The sequence below is a fragment of the Micromonospora carbonacea genome, assembly GCF_014205165.1.
Classification (GTDB): Bacteria; Actinomycetota; Actinomycetes; order Mycobacteriales; family Micromonosporaceae; genus Micromonospora; species Micromonospora carbonacea.
In genome coordinates this window covers 4,256,154-4,270,781 of the sequence record NZ_JACHMZ010000001.1, presented here as the reverse complement: position 1 = coordinate 4,270,781, position 14,628 = coordinate 4,256,154, and the positions used below count along the sequence as shown (strand labels likewise).

Below are 14,628 nucleotides of genomic sequence, written 5' to 3'. Positions count from 1 at the left end.
GCCCGGTCCAGCATGCGCGTCGTGGCCGCGGCGCGCGAGCACCGCCGCCGGGCGGGTCACCACCGGTCGTGCACCTGCGGCCGGATCAGCTCGTCGTAGGTGTCCCGGACGGCGGCCAGTTCGTCGGGCGTGAGCGGCGCGAGGTCGGCCGTGGCGGCGTTGCGCCGGGCCTGCTCGGCGTCGCGGGCGCCGGGGATGACCACCGTGACGCCGGGCTGGTCGAGCACCCAGCGCAGCGCGAACTGGGCCATGGTGCGGCCCGTGCCGACCAGCGGGGCGAGCCGGCGCACGGCGGCCAGCCCGGTGCCGTAGTCCACCCCGGAGAAGGTCTCCCCGACGTCGAACGACTCGCCGTGCCGGTTGTAGGTGCGGTGGTCGTCGGCGGCGAAGGTGGTGTGCTCGTCGTACCGGCCGGAGAGCAGGCCGCTGGCCAGCGGCACCCGCGCGATGATGCCGACCCCGGCGGCCGATGCGGCCGGCAGCACCCGGTCGAGCGGCTTGAGGCGCAGCGCGTTCAGGATGATCTGGACGCTCGCCACGCCGGGCCGGGCGATCGCGGTGAGCGCCTGGTCGCAGGTCTCCACGCTGACCCCGTACGCGGCGATCCGCCCGTCGGCGACGAGGGCGTCGAGGGCGTCGAAGACCCGGTCGTCGGCGAACACGGCGGTGGGCGGGCAGTGCAGCTGGACCAGGTCGAGGGTGTCCACGCCGAGGTTGGCCCGGGACCGGTCGGTCCAGGCCCGGAAGTTCTCCGCCGTGTACGCCTCCGGCCGCTGCTCGACCCGGCGGCCCATCTTCGTCGCCACGGTCAGCCCCGCGTCGGGGTGGGACCGCAGGAACCGCCCGATGATCTGCTCGCTGCGCCCGTCGCCGTAGACGTCGGCGGTGTCGACGAACGTGACGCCGGAGTCCAGGGCGGCGGTCAGGACGGCCGTCGCGTCGGCCTCGTCGACCCGGCCCCAGTCCGCGCCGAGCTGCCAGGCGCCGAGCCCGACCACGCCGACGTGCAGTCCGAGCCGGGTGAAGGTGCGCTGCTCCATGCCCCCGAGCCTAGTGATCGGCTTGTCCGGCCGTGCGGCGGGCCGTACCTTGAAAACAAGACGGACGTACGGTTTGGAGGCGCGATGTGGGATCCGGCGACGTACCTGCGCTACCGCGACGAGCGCGGGCGGCCCTTCCACGACCTGCTCGCGCGGGTCCCGGCCGAGCGGCCGAGGGCCGTGGTGGACCTCGGCTGCGGGCCCGGGACGCTGACCGCCGGCCTGGCGGCCCGCTGGCCGCACGCCCGCGTCGCCGGCCTCGACGCCTCGGCGGAGATGATCGGGCGGGCCGCCGCCCTGGCCGCGCCGGTCGACTTCGCGGTCGGCGACGTGCGCGACTGGCGTCCCGACGCCGACGTCGACGTGGTGGTCAGCAACGCGCTGCTCCAGTGGGTGCCCGGCCACCGGGAGCTGCTGACCCGGTGGTCCGCCGAACTGCCCGCCGGGGCCTGGCTCGCCTTCGCCGTGCCGGGCAACTTCGGCGCGCCCTCGCATCGGGCGCTGCACGCAGTGGCCCAGGGCGGGCCGTGGGCCGCCACCCTCGCCCCGGCGCTGCGCGACGACCCGGTCGACGACGCGGTCGGCTACGCCACGCTGCTGACCCGCGCCGGCTGCGCGGTCGACGCCTGGGAGACTACGTACGTGCACCTGCTGCCGGCTCCCGCCGACGCCGACCACCCGGTGCTGACCTGGATGGAGGGCACCGCCCTGCGCCCCGTCCGGGCGGCCCTGGACGACGCCCGGTGGGCCGACTTCCGCGCCCAGCTCGCCGCCCGCCTCGCGGCGGCGTACCCGGTCCGGCAGGGGCGGGTGTGCTTCCCGTTCCGCCGCGTGTTCGTCGTCGCCCGCACCGGTGCCCGTCCGCCGTACCCTCCCGAGGAGAGCCCGTGACCGACCTGTCCGCCTTCATCGCCGGTCTGCCCAAGGTGGAGCTGCACGTGCACCACATCGGCTCCGCGTCGCCGCGCATCGTGGCCGAGCTGGCCGCCCGCCACGAGGGGGCCAGCCCGGTGCCGGCGGACCCGGACGCCCTCGCCGACTACTTCGCCTTCCGCGACTTCGCCCACTTCATCGAGGTCTACCTCAGCGTGGTCGACCTGGTCCGCGACCCCGAGGACGTCTGGCTGCTCACCCACGAGGTGGCCCGCGAGCTGGCCCGCCAGCAGGTCCGGTACGCCGAGCTGACCGTCACCCCCTACTCGCACGTGCGCCGGGGCATCCCCGCACCGGCCTTCTGCGAGGCCATCGAGGACGCCCGCAAGCGGGCCGAGGCCGACTTCGGCATCGCCCTGCGCTGGTGCTTCGACATCCCCGGGGAGGCGGGGCTGCCGGCTGCCGAGGAGACCCTGCGGATCTGCCTCGACGAGCAGCCCGCCGGCCTGATCAGCTTCGGCCTGGGCGGCCCCGAGATCGGCGTGCCCCGGCCGCAGTTCACGCCGTACTTCGACCGGGCGCGGGCGGCCGGGCTGCGCTCGGTGCCGCACGCGGGCGAGACCACCGGCCCGCAGACGGTCTGGGACGCGCTGCGCGACCTCGGCGCGGAACGCATCGGCCACGGCATCTCCGCCGCCGAGGACCCCGAGCTGCTGGCCCACCTGGCGCAGCACCGCATCGCCCTGGAGGTGTGCCCCACCTCCAACGTGCGCACCCGGGCCGTCGCCTCGCTCGACGTCCACCCGCTGCCCCGGCTGGTCGAGGCCGGCGTGCTGGTCACCATCAACTCCGACGACCCGCCGATGTTCGGCACCACCCTCAACGACGAGTACGCGGTGGCGGCCCGGCTGCTCAACCTCGGCCCGCAGGGGCTGGCGGCGCTGGCCACCGACGCGGTCACGGCGTCGTTCCTGGCACCGGGGGAGAAGACGCGGCTCGCCGCCGAGATCGACGGCTACCTGGCCGCGACGGCCGGCTGACGGCTTCCGGGCTGGCGCGCGGCGGGAGGAGGTTGTGGGGGGACCGCACTCCCGCCGCGCGCACGGCTCCACCGACCGGTGGAAACCCGGAACTGGCCGGTGGAACTGATGGGTTCGTCCCAGATCCTGCCATCGGGCGTCCGATGTGCCGCCGTGGTTAATCCGGATCTAAGGAAGACTTGCGTCTGCGCACAACCGGCCGGTCCCGGCCGGTCGCCGGGTCAGCCGTCCGACGGGCGTCGGCGGGGCCAGCGGCGGCCCTCGGCCTTCGGCTCCCGCGCGTCCCGGGCCATCCGCCCGACCAGACCGAACCGGCTGACCTGTCGCGGGGTGGCCTCCGGGTCGGCCAGCAGCATCACCACGCTGGCCCCGCCGAGCCGGGCCCGGTCGATGCTGACCGACCCGTTGGCCTGCAACGCCACCCGCTTGGCGATGTCCAGCCCCAGCCCCGTGGAGCCCTGGTCGCTGGCCCCCCGGCGCAGCGCCCGGTCCGGGTTGGCGATGCCGGGGCCGGCGTCGTCGATGCGGATCGCCACATACCCGTCGCGGCGGGAGACCGCCACCTCGAACGCGGTGCCCTGCGGGGTGTAGCGGAACACGTTGCCGATCACCGCGTCGAGCGCGGCGGCCAGCTCGGCGCGCGGCACCGGCGCCGGGATGCGCAGCTGCGCGCCGCTGACCCGGTGCGGCCGGTTCTGGTCGCCGGCGAGGGCCGACCAGAACACCATCCGGTCCCGGACGACCTCGCTGACGTCGCACATCGCCGGCCCGGCCTCGTGCGCGACCGCCTTGCGGGTCGTGTTGATCAGCACGTCGATCTCGCCCTCCAGGGTGACGATCGCCTGCCGGATCCGCCGGATCGCCCGTCGGCGGTCCAGCTCCGCCTCGGTGAACGAGCCGACGCTGGTGTCGTCCGAGTCGAGCCCGTCGGCGTCCAGCCGCAGCACGGTCAGCGGGGTCCGCAGCCGGTGCGACAGGTCGGCCACCAGCTCCCGCTCGTCGGTGCGGGCCGCCACCAGCCGGTCGGCCATCCGGTTGAACGCGTAGCCGGCCTCGGCCAGCTCGCGCGGGCCGGTCGGCTCGACGCGTACCCCCAGGTCGCCGTCGCCGACGGCGAGGGCGGCCTGCACGAGCCCGCGGGTCGAGTCGACCGTGCGGGCCGCGACCCGGTCCACCACCAGCACGGCGGCGCCGACCAGCGCCACCGCCACCGCCCCCAGCAGCAGCCAGCGGCCCGTGGCGCCCTCGTCGAGGGCGGCGTCCGGGACGAACACCTCGACCACGGCCACCGAGTCGCCCAGCACCACCGGGTCGAGCCGCAGCACCCCGCCCGGCACGTCGGTGACCACGGAACGCCGGTCGGCGGCGGCCCGGGCCAGCGCCGCCCCGTCGGCCCGCCCGGCCGTGTCGTCGCCGCCCAACCCGTGCACCACCGGCCGGGTCGCCGGGTCCTCGCCGCTGGCCTCCACCGCGCGCTGCACGACGGCCGGCTCGGTGCTGACCGCGAGGGTCCCGGTGACCAGCGCGCTGCGCCGGGCGGCGTCCGCGATGGCCTCCTCGCGGGTCCGCTCGCCCAGGCTGATGCCGAGGGGCACCAGGAAGGCGAGCGCGACGAGGCCGCACATGCCGGCCGTGAGCCAGGCCAGCGCGGCCCTCAGTCCGGGGCCACCAACCGGAAGCCCACCCCCCGCACGGTGCGCAGGTAGCGCGGCTTCGCCGCGGACTCGCCCATTTTGCGACGTAGCCAGTAGAGGTGAACGTCGATGGTCTGGTCCTCGCCGACCGACGGCTGCCGCCATACCTCCTCCAAGAGTTCCCGGCGGGACACTACCCGCCCGGGCCGGGCGGCGAGATACGCCAACAGGTCGAATTCCTTGCGGGTCAGCGCGAGGGGCACCCCGTCGAGCAGGGCGCTGCGCTCCCCGACGTCCACCCGCAGGCCGCCGACGGTGTGCACGGCCGGCTGCACGGTCCGGCTGGCCCGGCCCGCGCGGCGCAGCACGGTGGTGATGCGGGCGTCCAGGTGCGCGCCGGTGAACGGCTTGACCATGTAGTCGTCGGCCCCCGCCCGCAGCAGCCGCACCACCGACTGCTCGTCGTCGCGGGCGGTGGCGATGATGATCGGCACGTCGGTGATCCCGCGCAGCATCCGCAGGGCGTCCGAGCCGTCGAGATCGGGCAGACCCAGGTCCAGCACCACCAGGTCGGGGGTCTCCGCCGCGACCCGGCGCAGCGCGTCCAGCGCGGTGCCCACGGCGTGCACGGCGTGCCCACGGTCGGCGAGGGACCGCAGCATCGCGCCGCGTACGACGTGGTCGTCTTCGACCAGGAGCACCGTGGCCACGTCAGCACCGTACTCGTGATGGCAAGCGGGGCGCGTTGCGGCGCACCCGGCGACCGGGCAAGCTGGTACGGCCATGGCATTCACGCTCTTCGCGGACACCCGCGCGGCGCTCGCCCGGGACAGCCTGCACGGCCTCTCCGTCGGCGACGCCCTCGGCTCGCAGTTCTTCGTGCCGGGCCGGCGGCCCGCCGACCTTGCCGCCGGCCGGCTCCCGCCGACGCCGTGGCAGTGGACCGACGACACCGAGATGGCCTGCTCCGTGGTGGCCGAGCTGACCGAGGCCGGGGAGATCGACCGGGACCGGCTGGCGCTGGCCTTCGCGCACCGCTGCGAGCCGTACCGCGGCTACGGGCCCGGCGCGGTGACCATCCTGCGTCTGATCCGCACCGGCACGCCGTGGCCCGTCGCCGCGGCTTCCGCGTTCGACGGGCAGGGCTCGTGCGGCAACGGCGCGGCGATGCGGGTCGGCCCGCTCGGGGCGTGGTTCGCCGACTCGACCCGGCAGGCGGCGGCCCAGGCCCGGGCCTCCGCCGAGGTCACCCACGCCCATCCGGAGGGCATCGCCGGCGCCGTCGCGGTCGCGGTGGCCGCCGCGCTGGCCACCCGGGCCCGCCTCGACGGGGACCGCCCGCCGCCGTCGCGGTTGCTCGCCGCCGTGGCCGCGGCCCTCGACCCCGGCGAGGTGCACCAGGGGGTACGCCGCGCCGCCGGCCTGCTGGGCCGCCCCCTCGCGGTCGCCGTGGACGCGCTCGGCAACGGCTCCCGGGTGACCGCGCAGGACACGGTGCCGTTCACGCTCTGGGTTGCGGCGACCCACCTCGACGACTACCCGGCCGCGATCCGGGCCTGCGTCGAGGCGGGCGGGGACGTCGACACCACGGCCGCCATCGTCGGGGCGGTCGTGGCCGCCCACACCGGCGTCGGCGCGCCGGGCGGCGTACCCGCCGACTGGCTCGCCGCCCGCGAGCCCCTGCCCGACTGGGTCGCCTGACCGGCGGGCGTCTCCCACCGGGCCGGGTCGCGTGGCCGGTCGCCCGGCCCGGCGGCCGGGCCGGGCGCGGTCGCGTCGCTGCCTCGCGGAGCCGTCGCCGGGCTACCGGCCCGCCGGCTGCGGCTCCACCACAGCGCCGACCGCGCCGGCGGCCCCGGCCGGCGCGGGCGAGGCGGTCGTCCCGTCGGCGGTCCCGGCCGGCTCGCCCGCAGCGGCCCCGCCCATGGCCCCGGCCGGCGCGTCCGAGGCGGTCGTCCCGCCGACGGTCCCGGCCGGCTCGCCCGCGTCCGGCGGCGGGAGGTCGCCGTCGAGGATGCGGCGCAGGTCGTCGCCGTCCGGCGTGGTCGCCGCCGCCTGGTCGGTCCGCCGCCGCCACCGGGTCGCCAGCCAACCGAGCGCGGCGCCCCCGCCGAGCCCCGCGACCAGACCCGCCGCCAGCAGGGCATCGGTCATCCCGCGGTCGCCTGCCGCGGCGCCGTCCGACAGGGCGACGGCCGGCGTGGGAGCCTCGCCGGCCGCCGTCGTGTCGGACGGGCCCCCGCCGTGCGCACCGGCGGCACCGTCCCCGCCGTGCCCGCCCGCCGCCGCCGGCAGCAGGGTCAACACCGGGGCGGGCCGCGCGCCGCCGGCCGGGTCCGCCCAACGCACGACCGTGCCGTCGGAGTACGTCTGCACCACCTCGAACACCATCTTCTCGGCCTGGGGCAGCGGCCCCATCGAGACGGCGAGGCGGGCGGGACCGGCGGGCGCGCCCTTGGCCCGGGTCCAGACCACCGAGGCGGTGACCGTGTCCATCGTCGTGCCGTGGATGCCGGGGATGGGCTCGGCCAGCTTCCGGGTGGTGATCAGGGGGGCCCAGCCGGTCACCGACATCGGGTACGCCTCGCCCACGGGCGCCGCCGCCGGCAGCCGCAGCTCGATCCGTTCGGTGCGGGCACCCGGGCGCTCCTCGGGCACGACGATCTCCAGCCGTACCGGGTCGCCCTGGCGGGCCTGCTCCGGGGTGCTCGTCACGTCCGCCGCCAGCGCCGTGCCGGCCCAGCCCAGCGTCGCGGCGACGACGGCCACGGCGGCCGACGCCGCCAACCGGAGTCCTCGTTCGTACGTGCGGATCATCGCCACCCTCGCCCCACCCTTCGTCTTCCTCCGGCCGCCTGTGCCACCGGCCCCACCCGGTAGTTCGGCTGGCGCGGCCGAAAGGTTCAATCGGGCGCCCGCCCGCCAGCCACCCACCTTGCCTGGCCGCCCCCGCCCGCCTGCCGGTCCGGCTGCGCTGCCCGGCGGCCCGCCGCCGTGCGCCGCGTTGCCCGGCCCTCGGCGTTAATAAGGGGCCCTTCCACTACCGAATGCGATAAGAAGGGGCCCTTCCTTGCCCGCTAGCATCAGCGGGGGCGGCCGGCCGGCCGCATCTGTCGTCCTCTGGAGGAGTCACCGTGTCCGCACCCCGTACCCCCGTCGTGGCCGACCCCGTCGTCGTCGCCGCCGGGACGACGGCGGCCGACGCGGTGGCCGCGGCCGGGCTGCCGTCCAGCGGCCCGAAGGCGGTCGTCGTGGTCCGCGACCCGCAGGGCAACCTGCGCGACCTGGACTGGGCGCCCGCCGAGGAGACCGTCGTCGAGCCGGTCGCCCTCGACACCCCGGACGGGCTCAACGTGCTGCGCCACTCGACCGCGCACGTGCTCGCCCAGGCGGTGCAGGACGTGTTCCCCGAGGCGAAGCTCGGCATCGGCCCGCCGATCGAGAACGGCTTCTACTACGACTTCGCCGTCGGCAAGCCGTTCCAGCCCGACGACCTGGCGAAGCTCGAGAAGCGGATGCAGGAGATCGTCAAGTCCGGGCAGCGGTTCCGGCGGCGGCGGTTCGCCAGCCTGGACGAGGCGAAGGCCGAGCTGGCCGCCGAGCCGTTCAAGCTGGAGCTGATCGACGTCAAGGGCGAGGGGCTGGACTCCTCCGAGGTGATGGAGGTCGGCGGTGGCGAGCTGACCATCTACGACAACCTCGACGCCAAGGAGGAGAAGGTCTGCTGGTCGGACCTGTGCCGGGGCCCGCACCTGCCGAACACCCGGCTGATCGGCGCGTTCAAGCTGATGCGCTCGGCCGCCGCCTACTGGCGGGGCAGCGAGAAGAACCCCCAGCTCCAGCGGGTGTACGGCACCGCGTGGCCGACCCGCGACGAGCTGAAGGCGTACCTGAAGCTGCTGGAGGAGGCCGCCCGGCGCGACCACCGCAAGCTCGGCGTCGACCTGGACCTGTTCAGCTTCCCCGACGAGCTGGGCTCCGGCCTGGCGGTCTTCCACCCCAAGGGCGGGATCATCCGGCGGGAGATGGAGAACTACTCGCGGATCAAGCACGAGCAGGCCGGCTACTCCTTCGTCAACACCCCGCACATCACCAAGGGCCACCTGTACGAGGTCTCCGGGCACCTCGACTGGTACGCCGACGGCATGTTCCCGCCCATGGAGGTCGAGGGCGCGAACTACTACCTCAAGCCGATGAACTGCCCCATGCACGACCTGATCTTCCGGTCCCGGGGCCGCTCCTACCGGGAGCTGCCGCTGCGGATGTTCGAGTTCGGCACGGTCTACCGCTACGAGAAGTCCGGTGTGGTGCACGGCCTGACCCGGGTGCGGGGCATGACCCAGGACGACGCGCACATCTTCTGCACCGAGGAGCAGATGGCCGGGGAGCTGAAGTCCCTGCTCGCCTTCGTGCTCGAACTGCTGCGCGACTACGGCCTGGACGACTTCTACCTGGAGCTGTCGACCCGCAACCCGGAGAAGTCGGTCGGCACCGACGAGAACTGGGAGCGGGCGACCGAGGCGCTGCGCTCGGCGGCGCAGGAGTCCGGCCTGCACCTGGTCCCCGACCCGGGCGGCGCGGCCTTCTACGGGCCGAAGATCTCCGTGCAGGCCAAGGACGCCATCGGCCGGACCTGGCAGATGTCCACCATCCAGGTCGACTTCAACCTGCCGGAGCGCTTCGGCCTGGAGTACCAGGCGGCCGACGGCAGCCGGCAGCGACCCGTGATGATCCACCGGGCGCTGTTCGGGTCGATCGAGCGGTTCTTCGGCGTGCTCACCGAGCACTACGCGGGGGCATTCCCGGCCTGGCTGGCCCCGGTGCAGGTGGTGGGCATCCCGATCCGCGAGGACCACACCGACTACCTGCACGGGTTCGTCGCGGCGCTGCGCGCCGAGGGCATCCGGGCCCAGGTGGACGCGGGCGACGACCGGATGCAGAAGAAGATCCGCACCGCCCAGCAGCAGAAGATCCCGTTCATGGTGATCGCCGGGGACGACGACGTGGCGGCCGGCACGGTGTCGTTCCGGTACCGCGACGGCTCGCAGCGCAACGGCGTGCCGGTCGCCGAGGCGGTGGCCCACGTGCTCGACGTGGTCAACTCCCGCACCAACGCCGGCCCGTCGGCGCAGGGGTAAGGCGCAAGGAAGGGCCCCCTCTTAACGCATTCGGTAGAGAAGGGTCCCCCTCTCACGGCGGCCGCCGGTGAGGCGCTCGGCGGCTGCCGGGCGAGGGGGACCCTTCTCGCGCGGGGCGGGTCAGATGCCGCAGCTCGGGGCCGACCAGCCGCCCGCCGCTCCGACGTGGACGTGGTCGTTGTGGTCCGGGTACCCGGGGCCGAGGATCTGCGCGAAGCCGTGGTTGCGGGCCTGCTGGGCCAGCCGGCACAGCGAGTGCGGGCCGGAGCCCATGTCGACGCCGTCGCCGTAGAGGTGCCGGCTGTTGGACGCGCCGCCGACCGCGCTGTTGCAGGCGTAGCTGCGGAAGCCGCTGGTGATCCGGATCGACTGGTCGCCGAGCGCGTGCCGCAGGGCCTGGAGCTTCCACATCGACACGAGGGCGTTGAACCGCGCGGTGCTCGCCGACACCGCCCCGCCGGACCAGTCGCCGTTGCAGTTGTTCAGCTCGGCGTAGCTGAAGTTGACCGGCGTGCAGTCGTCGTCCTGGAGCGCGTACAGCTTGGTGAAGGTCTGCGGGCCGGCGACGCCGTCGGCGGACAGGCCGTACGCCTGCTGGAAGCGGATCAGCGCCGAGCGGGTGGCCGGGCCGAACGAGCCGTCGATGCCGAGGACCGCGCCGTAGCCGGGGTAGCCGGCGAGGCGGATCTGGAGCTGCCGGACGTCCTCGCCGGTGGCGCCGGAGGCCAGCGACCGGCCCCACGTGTAGCACCCGTCGGCGTGCGCGGCGCCGGTCGTCACGGTCAGCCCGACCAGGGTGGTGGTGGCGGCGAGAGCGCAGGCGGCCAGGGCCCTGCCGAGCCGGCGGAGTGCGGTCTTCACGTGATCTCCCATCGACGGTTGTCGAGCCTTTTCCTGACTGGAAGCTTCATCGATCAACGTCTCTCCGTCAAGATTCTTCACCCCCTATCCGCCGCCGGGAACGTAGGATCGACGGCGTGACAGGGGCGGAACGGCACACGGACGACGGCATGACCGACGGGCTGGAACGGCTCTGGACCCCGCACCGGATGACGTACGTCTCCGGTTCCGACCGCCCGGAGGGCGGCTACGACCGGCCCGGCGGCTGCCCGTTCTGCCTCGCCCCCGGCCTGCCGGCCGAGGAGAGCCTGGTGGTGGCCCGGGGCGAGCGGGTCTTCGCGGTGCTCAACCTCTACCCCTACAACCCGGGGCACCTGCTGGTCTGCCCCTACCGGCACGTGCCCGACTACACCGACCTCGACCTCGCCGAGACCGCCGAGCTGGCGGCGTTCACCCAGACCGCCATGCGCGTGGTGCGGCGGGTCAGCAACGCCCACGGGTTCAACCTGGGGATGAACCAGGGCGGCGTCGCCGGGGCCGGCATCGCCGAGCACCTGCACCAGCACGTGGTGCCCCGGTGGGGCGGCGACGCCAACTTCATGCCGGTGATCGGGCGCACGAAGGTGCTGCCGCAGCTGCTCACCGACACCCGCGACCTGTTCCGCGGCGCCTGGCCCGGCTGACCCTCCGTGGCCGGTTCGTCTCGTTCCGGTGAAACGGCCGTCCGCGGCGGCGCTCCGAGTGGCACGATCTGGCGGTGGCAGTGACGACACGGACATTGGGTCGCAGCGGCATCGAGGTCAGCGCCCTCGGCATGGGCTGCTGGGCCATCGGCGGCCCCTGGGCCGAGGGCGTCCAGCCGCTGGGCTGGGGCGCGGTCGACGACGCCGAGTCGGTCCGGGCGGTCCGCCGGGCGCTCGACCTCGGCGTGACCCTCTTCGACACCGCCGACACGTACGGCGCGGGCCACGGCGAGCAGGTCCTCGGCCGGGCCCTCGCCGGCCGCCGCGACGAGGCCGTGATCGCCACCAAGTGGGGCTACACCTTCGACCCCTCGACCCGCCAGGCCACCGGGCGGGACGCCTCGCCGGCGTACCTGCGCCGGGCCGTGGCCGACTCGCTGCGCCGCCTCGGCACCGACCGCATCGACCTCTACCAGCTGCACCTGGGCGACCTGGCGGTGCCGCGCGCGCAGGCGCTCTTCGCGGCCTGCGACGACCTCGTCGCCGAGGGGCTGATCCGGGCGTACGGGTGGAGCACCGACCGGGTGGACCGGGCCGACGCCCTCGGCCAGGGCGCCCGCCTCGGCACCGCCGTGCAGCACGACCTGTCGGTGCTGCGCGACACCCCCGACATGCTCGCCGTCTGCGACAAGTACGACCTGGCCAGCATCAACCGCGGCCCGCTGGGCATGGGCCTGCTCACCGGCAAGTACGCCGCCGGCTCCACCCTGCCCCGCGACGACGTGCGGGGGGCGACGGCGACCTGGCTGGAGTGGTTCCGCAGCGGCCGGCCCGCCCCGGAGTGGCTGCGCCGGGTCGGCGCGGTCCGGTCGGCGCTGACCGCCGACGGCCGCACCCTCGCCCAGGGGGCGTTGGGCTGGCTCTGGGCCCGCAGCGGCCGGGCGGTCCCGATCCCCGGCTGCCGCACGGTCGCCCAGGTGGAGGAGAACGCCGCCGCGCTGGCCCTCGGCCCGCTGGCCCCGGACCACTTCGCCGAGGTGGAACGCCGACTGGCGGCGCTGCGGTCGGCGGCCCTGCGTTCCGCCGACCGCCCCTACTGGCCGATGCCGCCGACCCCGCCCACCCGCCCCTGACCGGTCAGTGGGTGGGCGCGGGGTCGTAGCGGGCGAACCGGCGGCGGAAGGTGCCCGTTCCCGAGGTGAGCGAGCGCAGCTCGACGGCGTAGCGCAGCAGCTCGACGGCCGGCACCTCGGCGCGCACCAGCGCGTGCCCCTCGGCGTCCGGGTCGGGCTCGGTGCCGAGCACCCGGCCGCGCCGCCCGGCCAGGTCGCCCAGCACCGCGCCGACGGTGTGCCCCGGCACCCGCACGACCACCTCGTCGACCGGCTCCAGCAGGACGGGCTGGCCCTTCTCGGCGGCGTCGCGCAGCGCGAGCGCCCCGGCGGTCTGGAACGCCGCGTCGGAGGAGTCGACGCTGTGCGCCTTGCCGTCGACCAGGGTCACCCGCAGGTCCACCACCGGGTGCCCGGCGACCAGGCCCCGCTCCAGCTGCGCCCGGACGCCCTTCTCCACCGATGGGACGTACTGGTGCGGCACCGCGCCGCCGACGACCCGGTCGACGAACTCGAAGCCCGCGCCCCGGGGCAGCGGCTCCACCTCGATGTCGCAGACGGCGTACTGGCCGTGGCCACCGGACTGCTTGACGTGCCGGCCGTGTCCCTTCGCGGGCCCGGCGAGGGTCTCCCGCAGCGGCACCCGCACCGGCTCGGTGTCCAGCTCGACGCCGCCGCCGCGCAGCCGGTCGAGCACCACGTCGGCGTGCGCCTCGCCCATGCACCACAGCACGAGCTGGTGGGTCTCCGGGTTGCGTTCCAGCCGCAGGGTCGGGTCGCCGGCGACGAGCCGGGCGAGGTTGCGGGCCAGGGCGTCCTCGTCGGCGCGGCTGCGCGCGACGACGGCGACCGGCAGCAGCGGCTCGGGCATCTCCCACGGGGCGACCAGCAGCGGGTCGTCCTTGGCGGAGATGGTGTCGCCGGTCTCCGCGCTGCCCGACTTGGTGACGGCGCAGATGTCGCCGGCCACGCAGACGCCCACCTCGCGCAGGCTCGCGCCCAGCGGCGTGTAGACGTGCCCGACCCGCTCGTCGGCGTCGTGGTCGGGGTGCCCCCGCTCGGCCATGCCGTGCCCGGCGACGTGCACGGTCAGCTCGGGGCGCAGGGTGCCGGAGAAGACCCGGACCAGCGACACCCGCCCGACGTGCCGGTCCACGGTCGTGCGGACCACCTCGGCGACGAGTGGGCCGGACGGGTCGCAGGCCAGCGGCGGCCGGGGCGAGCCGTCGACCCCGGTGACGGCGGGCAGCTCGTGCTCCAGCGGCGAGGGGAACGCCGACACCAGGCCGTCGAGCAGCACGTCCAGGCCGACCCCGGTCGCCGCGCAGACCGGCAGCACCGGGTGGAAGTGCCCCCGGGCGACGGCCTTCTCCAGGTCGGCGACCAGCACGGCGGTGTCGATCTCCTCGCCGGCGAGGTAACGGTCCATGAGGGACTCGTCCTCGCTCTCGGCGATGATCCCCTCGATCAGCTCGTTGCGGGACTCGGCGATCGCCGGCAGGTGCTCCGGGTCCGGCTCGCGCACCTGCGCCGGCAGGCCGGCGGTGTAGTCGAGGACCCGGCGGGTGACGAGGCCGAGCAGCCCCGCGACCGACTCGCCGTCGTCGCCGAGCATCGTCAGGTGCAGCGGCAGCACGTTGTCGCCGAAGACCCGCTGGCACAGCGCCACGGCCTCGTCGAAGTCGGCGCGCGGGTGGTCCAGCCGGGTCACCGCGACCGCCCGGGGCATGCCGACGGCGGCGCACTCCTCCCACAGCGCGGCGGTGGTGGCGTCCATCCCGTCGACGGCGGAGACCACGAACAGGGCGGCGTCGGCGGCCCGCAGGCCGGCGCGCAGCTCGCCGACGAAGTCGGCGTAGCCGGGGGTGTCCAGCAGGTTGATCTTGACGCCCTGGTGCACCAGCGGGGCGCAGGCCAGGCTCACCGAGCGCTGCTGGCGCACGGCGGCCGGGTCGTGGTCGCAGACCGTGGTGCCCTCGGCGACCGAGCCGGCCCGGCCGATCGTGCCGGTGGCGGCGAGCAGCGCCTCGACCAGGGTCGTCTTGCCGGCCCCGGAGTGCCCGACGAGCACCACGTTGCGTACCCCGCCGGGCTCGGTCACCGTCGGCGCGCCGCCGACGGCTCCCTTGTCCTGACTCTTCTGCGCCATGGGGCGCACCTCCCTTGGCCGGTGGTGGGTGGCGACCGCCGCGCGCGACGGGAAGCGGCCCGATGCCGCTGCCGCGGCGACATCCTCCGGTGATCCGCCGCACGGCGGGCACGGGACGG

The 14,628-nt window shown here is 75.3% G+C and carries 12 protein-coding genes; 6 read left to right on the top strand and 6 right to left on the bottom strand.

Translation table 11 applies throughout. From position 1 onward, the window contains the following. Positions 1 to 56 precede the first annotated feature (56 nt). Positions 57 to 1,040, bottom strand: coding sequence for an aldo/keto reductase (locus HDA31_RS18210; protein ID WP_178064261.1), 984 nt, complete (start codon positions 1,038 to 1,040; stop codon positions 57 to 59). Positions 1,041 to 1,124: 84 nt separating this feature from the next. Between HDA31_RS18210 and HDA31_RS18205 the strand changes: the two genes are divergently transcribed. Both HDA31_RS18205 and HDA31_RS18200 read left to right on the top strand, forming a co-directional pair. Further along, positions 1,125 to 1,931 (top strand): trans-aconitate 2-methyltransferase, encoded by an 807-nt coding sequence (locus HDA31_RS18205; protein ID WP_178064262.1) that lies wholly within the window; start codon positions 1,125 to 1,127, stop codon positions 1,929 to 1,931. Further along, entirely contained in the window at positions 1,928 to 2,953 is a 1,026-nt protein-coding gene (locus HDA31_RS18200; RefSeq protein WP_178064263.1) for an adenosine deaminase, read from the top strand. The genes HDA31_RS18205 and HDA31_RS18200 overlap by 4 nt, the downstream gene beginning before the upstream one ends. Positions 2,954 to 3,174: 221 nt before the next feature. On the opposite strand, the gene HDA31_RS18195 is transcribed toward HDA31_RS18200, so the two are convergent. Both HDA31_RS18195 and HDA31_RS18190 read right to left on the bottom strand, forming a co-directional pair. Further along, the gene (locus HDA31_RS18195; RefSeq protein WP_176734928.1) at positions 3,175 to 4,578 is read right to left on the bottom strand and encodes a HAMP domain-containing sensor histidine kinase; all 1,404 of its coding nucleotides are present in this window, start codon (positions 4,576 to 4,578) and stop codon (positions 3,175 to 3,177) included. A 29-nt stretch (positions 4,579 to 4,607) separates the two neighbouring features. Then, positions 4,608 to 5,297 (bottom strand): response regulator transcription factor, encoded by a 690-nt coding sequence (locus HDA31_RS18190; RefSeq protein WP_178064264.1) that lies wholly within the window; start codon positions 5,295 to 5,297, stop codon positions 4,608 to 4,610. 73 nt (positions 5,298 to 5,370) lie between these two features. Between HDA31_RS18190 and HDA31_RS18185 the strand changes: the two genes are divergently transcribed. After that, the gene (locus tag HDA31_RS18185) at positions 5,371 to 6,288 is read left to right on the top strand and encodes an ADP-ribosylglycohydrolase family protein (RefSeq protein WP_178064265.1); all 918 of its coding nucleotides are present in this window, start codon (positions 5,371 to 5,373) and stop codon (positions 6,286 to 6,288) included. A gap of 102 nt (positions 6,289 to 6,390) precedes the next feature. Here HDA31_RS18185 and HDA31_RS18180 read toward each other — a convergent pair whose 3' ends face one another. Next, positions 6,391 to 7,404 (bottom strand): YcnI family protein, encoded by a 1,014-nt coding sequence (locus tag HDA31_RS18180; RefSeq protein WP_221487455.1) that lies wholly within the window; start codon positions 7,402 to 7,404, stop codon positions 6,391 to 6,393. Between the two features lie 317 nt (positions 7,405 to 7,721). Between HDA31_RS18180 and thrS the strand changes: the two genes are divergently transcribed. Continuing rightward, complete coding sequence (gene thrS / locus HDA31_RS18175) at positions 7,722 to 9,725, top strand: threonine--tRNA ligase (RefSeq protein WP_178064266.1); 2,004 nt, start codon at positions 7,722 to 7,724, stop codon at positions 9,723 to 9,725. 120 nt (positions 9,726 to 9,845) lie between these two features. Here the strand turns inward: thrS and HDA31_RS18170 are convergent, their stop codons facing one another. Continuing rightward, a complete protein-coding gene (locus HDA31_RS18170; RefSeq protein WP_246384553.1) occupies positions 9,846 to 10,586 on the bottom strand; it encodes a D-Ala-D-Ala carboxypeptidase family metallohydrolase in 741 nt (246 codons plus the stop codon). Between the two features lie 149 nt (positions 10,587 to 10,735). Between HDA31_RS18170 and HDA31_RS18165 the strand changes: the two genes are divergently transcribed. Then, positions 10,736 to 11,248 (top strand): HIT family protein, encoded by a 513-nt coding sequence (locus tag HDA31_RS18165; protein ID WP_178067273.1) that lies wholly within the window; start codon positions 10,736 to 10,738, stop codon positions 11,246 to 11,248. A 74-nt stretch (positions 11,249 to 11,322) separates the two neighbouring features. Then, complete coding sequence (locus HDA31_RS18160; protein ID WP_178064267.1) at positions 11,323 to 12,381, top strand: aldo/keto reductase; 1,059 nt, start codon at positions 11,323 to 11,325, stop codon at positions 12,379 to 12,381. Positions 12,382 to 12,385: 4 nt separating this feature from the next. On the opposite strand, the gene HDA31_RS18155 is transcribed toward HDA31_RS18160, so the two are convergent. After that, positions 12,386 to 14,509: an elongation factor G-like protein EF-G2 gene (locus HDA31_RS18155; RefSeq protein ID WP_178064268.1), complete on the bottom strand. Its 2,124-nt coding sequence runs from the start codon at positions 14,507 to 14,509 to the stop codon at positions 12,386 to 12,388. Between the last annotated feature and the right edge of the window lie 119 nt (positions 14,510 to 14,628).

Coding starts and splice junctions, on each gene's coding strand:
- HDA31_RS18180 (WP_221487455.1), bottom strand. CDS start 7,404: ATGATCCGCACGTACGAACGAGGACTCCGGTTGGCGGCGTCGGCCGCC.
- HDA31_RS18185 (WP_178064265.1), top strand. CDS start 5,371: ATGGCATTCACGCTCTTCGCGGACACCCGCGCGGCGCTCGCCCGGGAC.
- HDA31_RS18205 (WP_178064262.1), top strand. CDS start 1,125: ATGTGGGATCCGGCGACGTACCTGCGCTACCGCGACGAGCGCGGGCGG.
- HDA31_RS18210 (WP_178064261.1), bottom strand. CDS start 1,040: ATGGAGCAGCGCACCTTCACCCGGCTCGGACTGCACGTCGGCGTGGTC.
- HDA31_RS18195 (WP_176734928.1), bottom strand. CDS start 4,578: ATGTGCGGCCTCGTCGCGCTCGCCTTCCTGGTGCCCCTCGGCATCAGC.
- HDA31_RS18155 (WP_178064268.1), bottom strand. CDS start 14,509: ATGGCGCAGAAGAGTCAGGACAAGGGAGCCGTCGGCGGCGCGCCGACG.
- HDA31_RS18165 (WP_178067273.1), top strand. CDS start 10,736: ATGACCGACGGGCTGGAACGGCTCTGGACCCCGCACCGGATGACGTAC.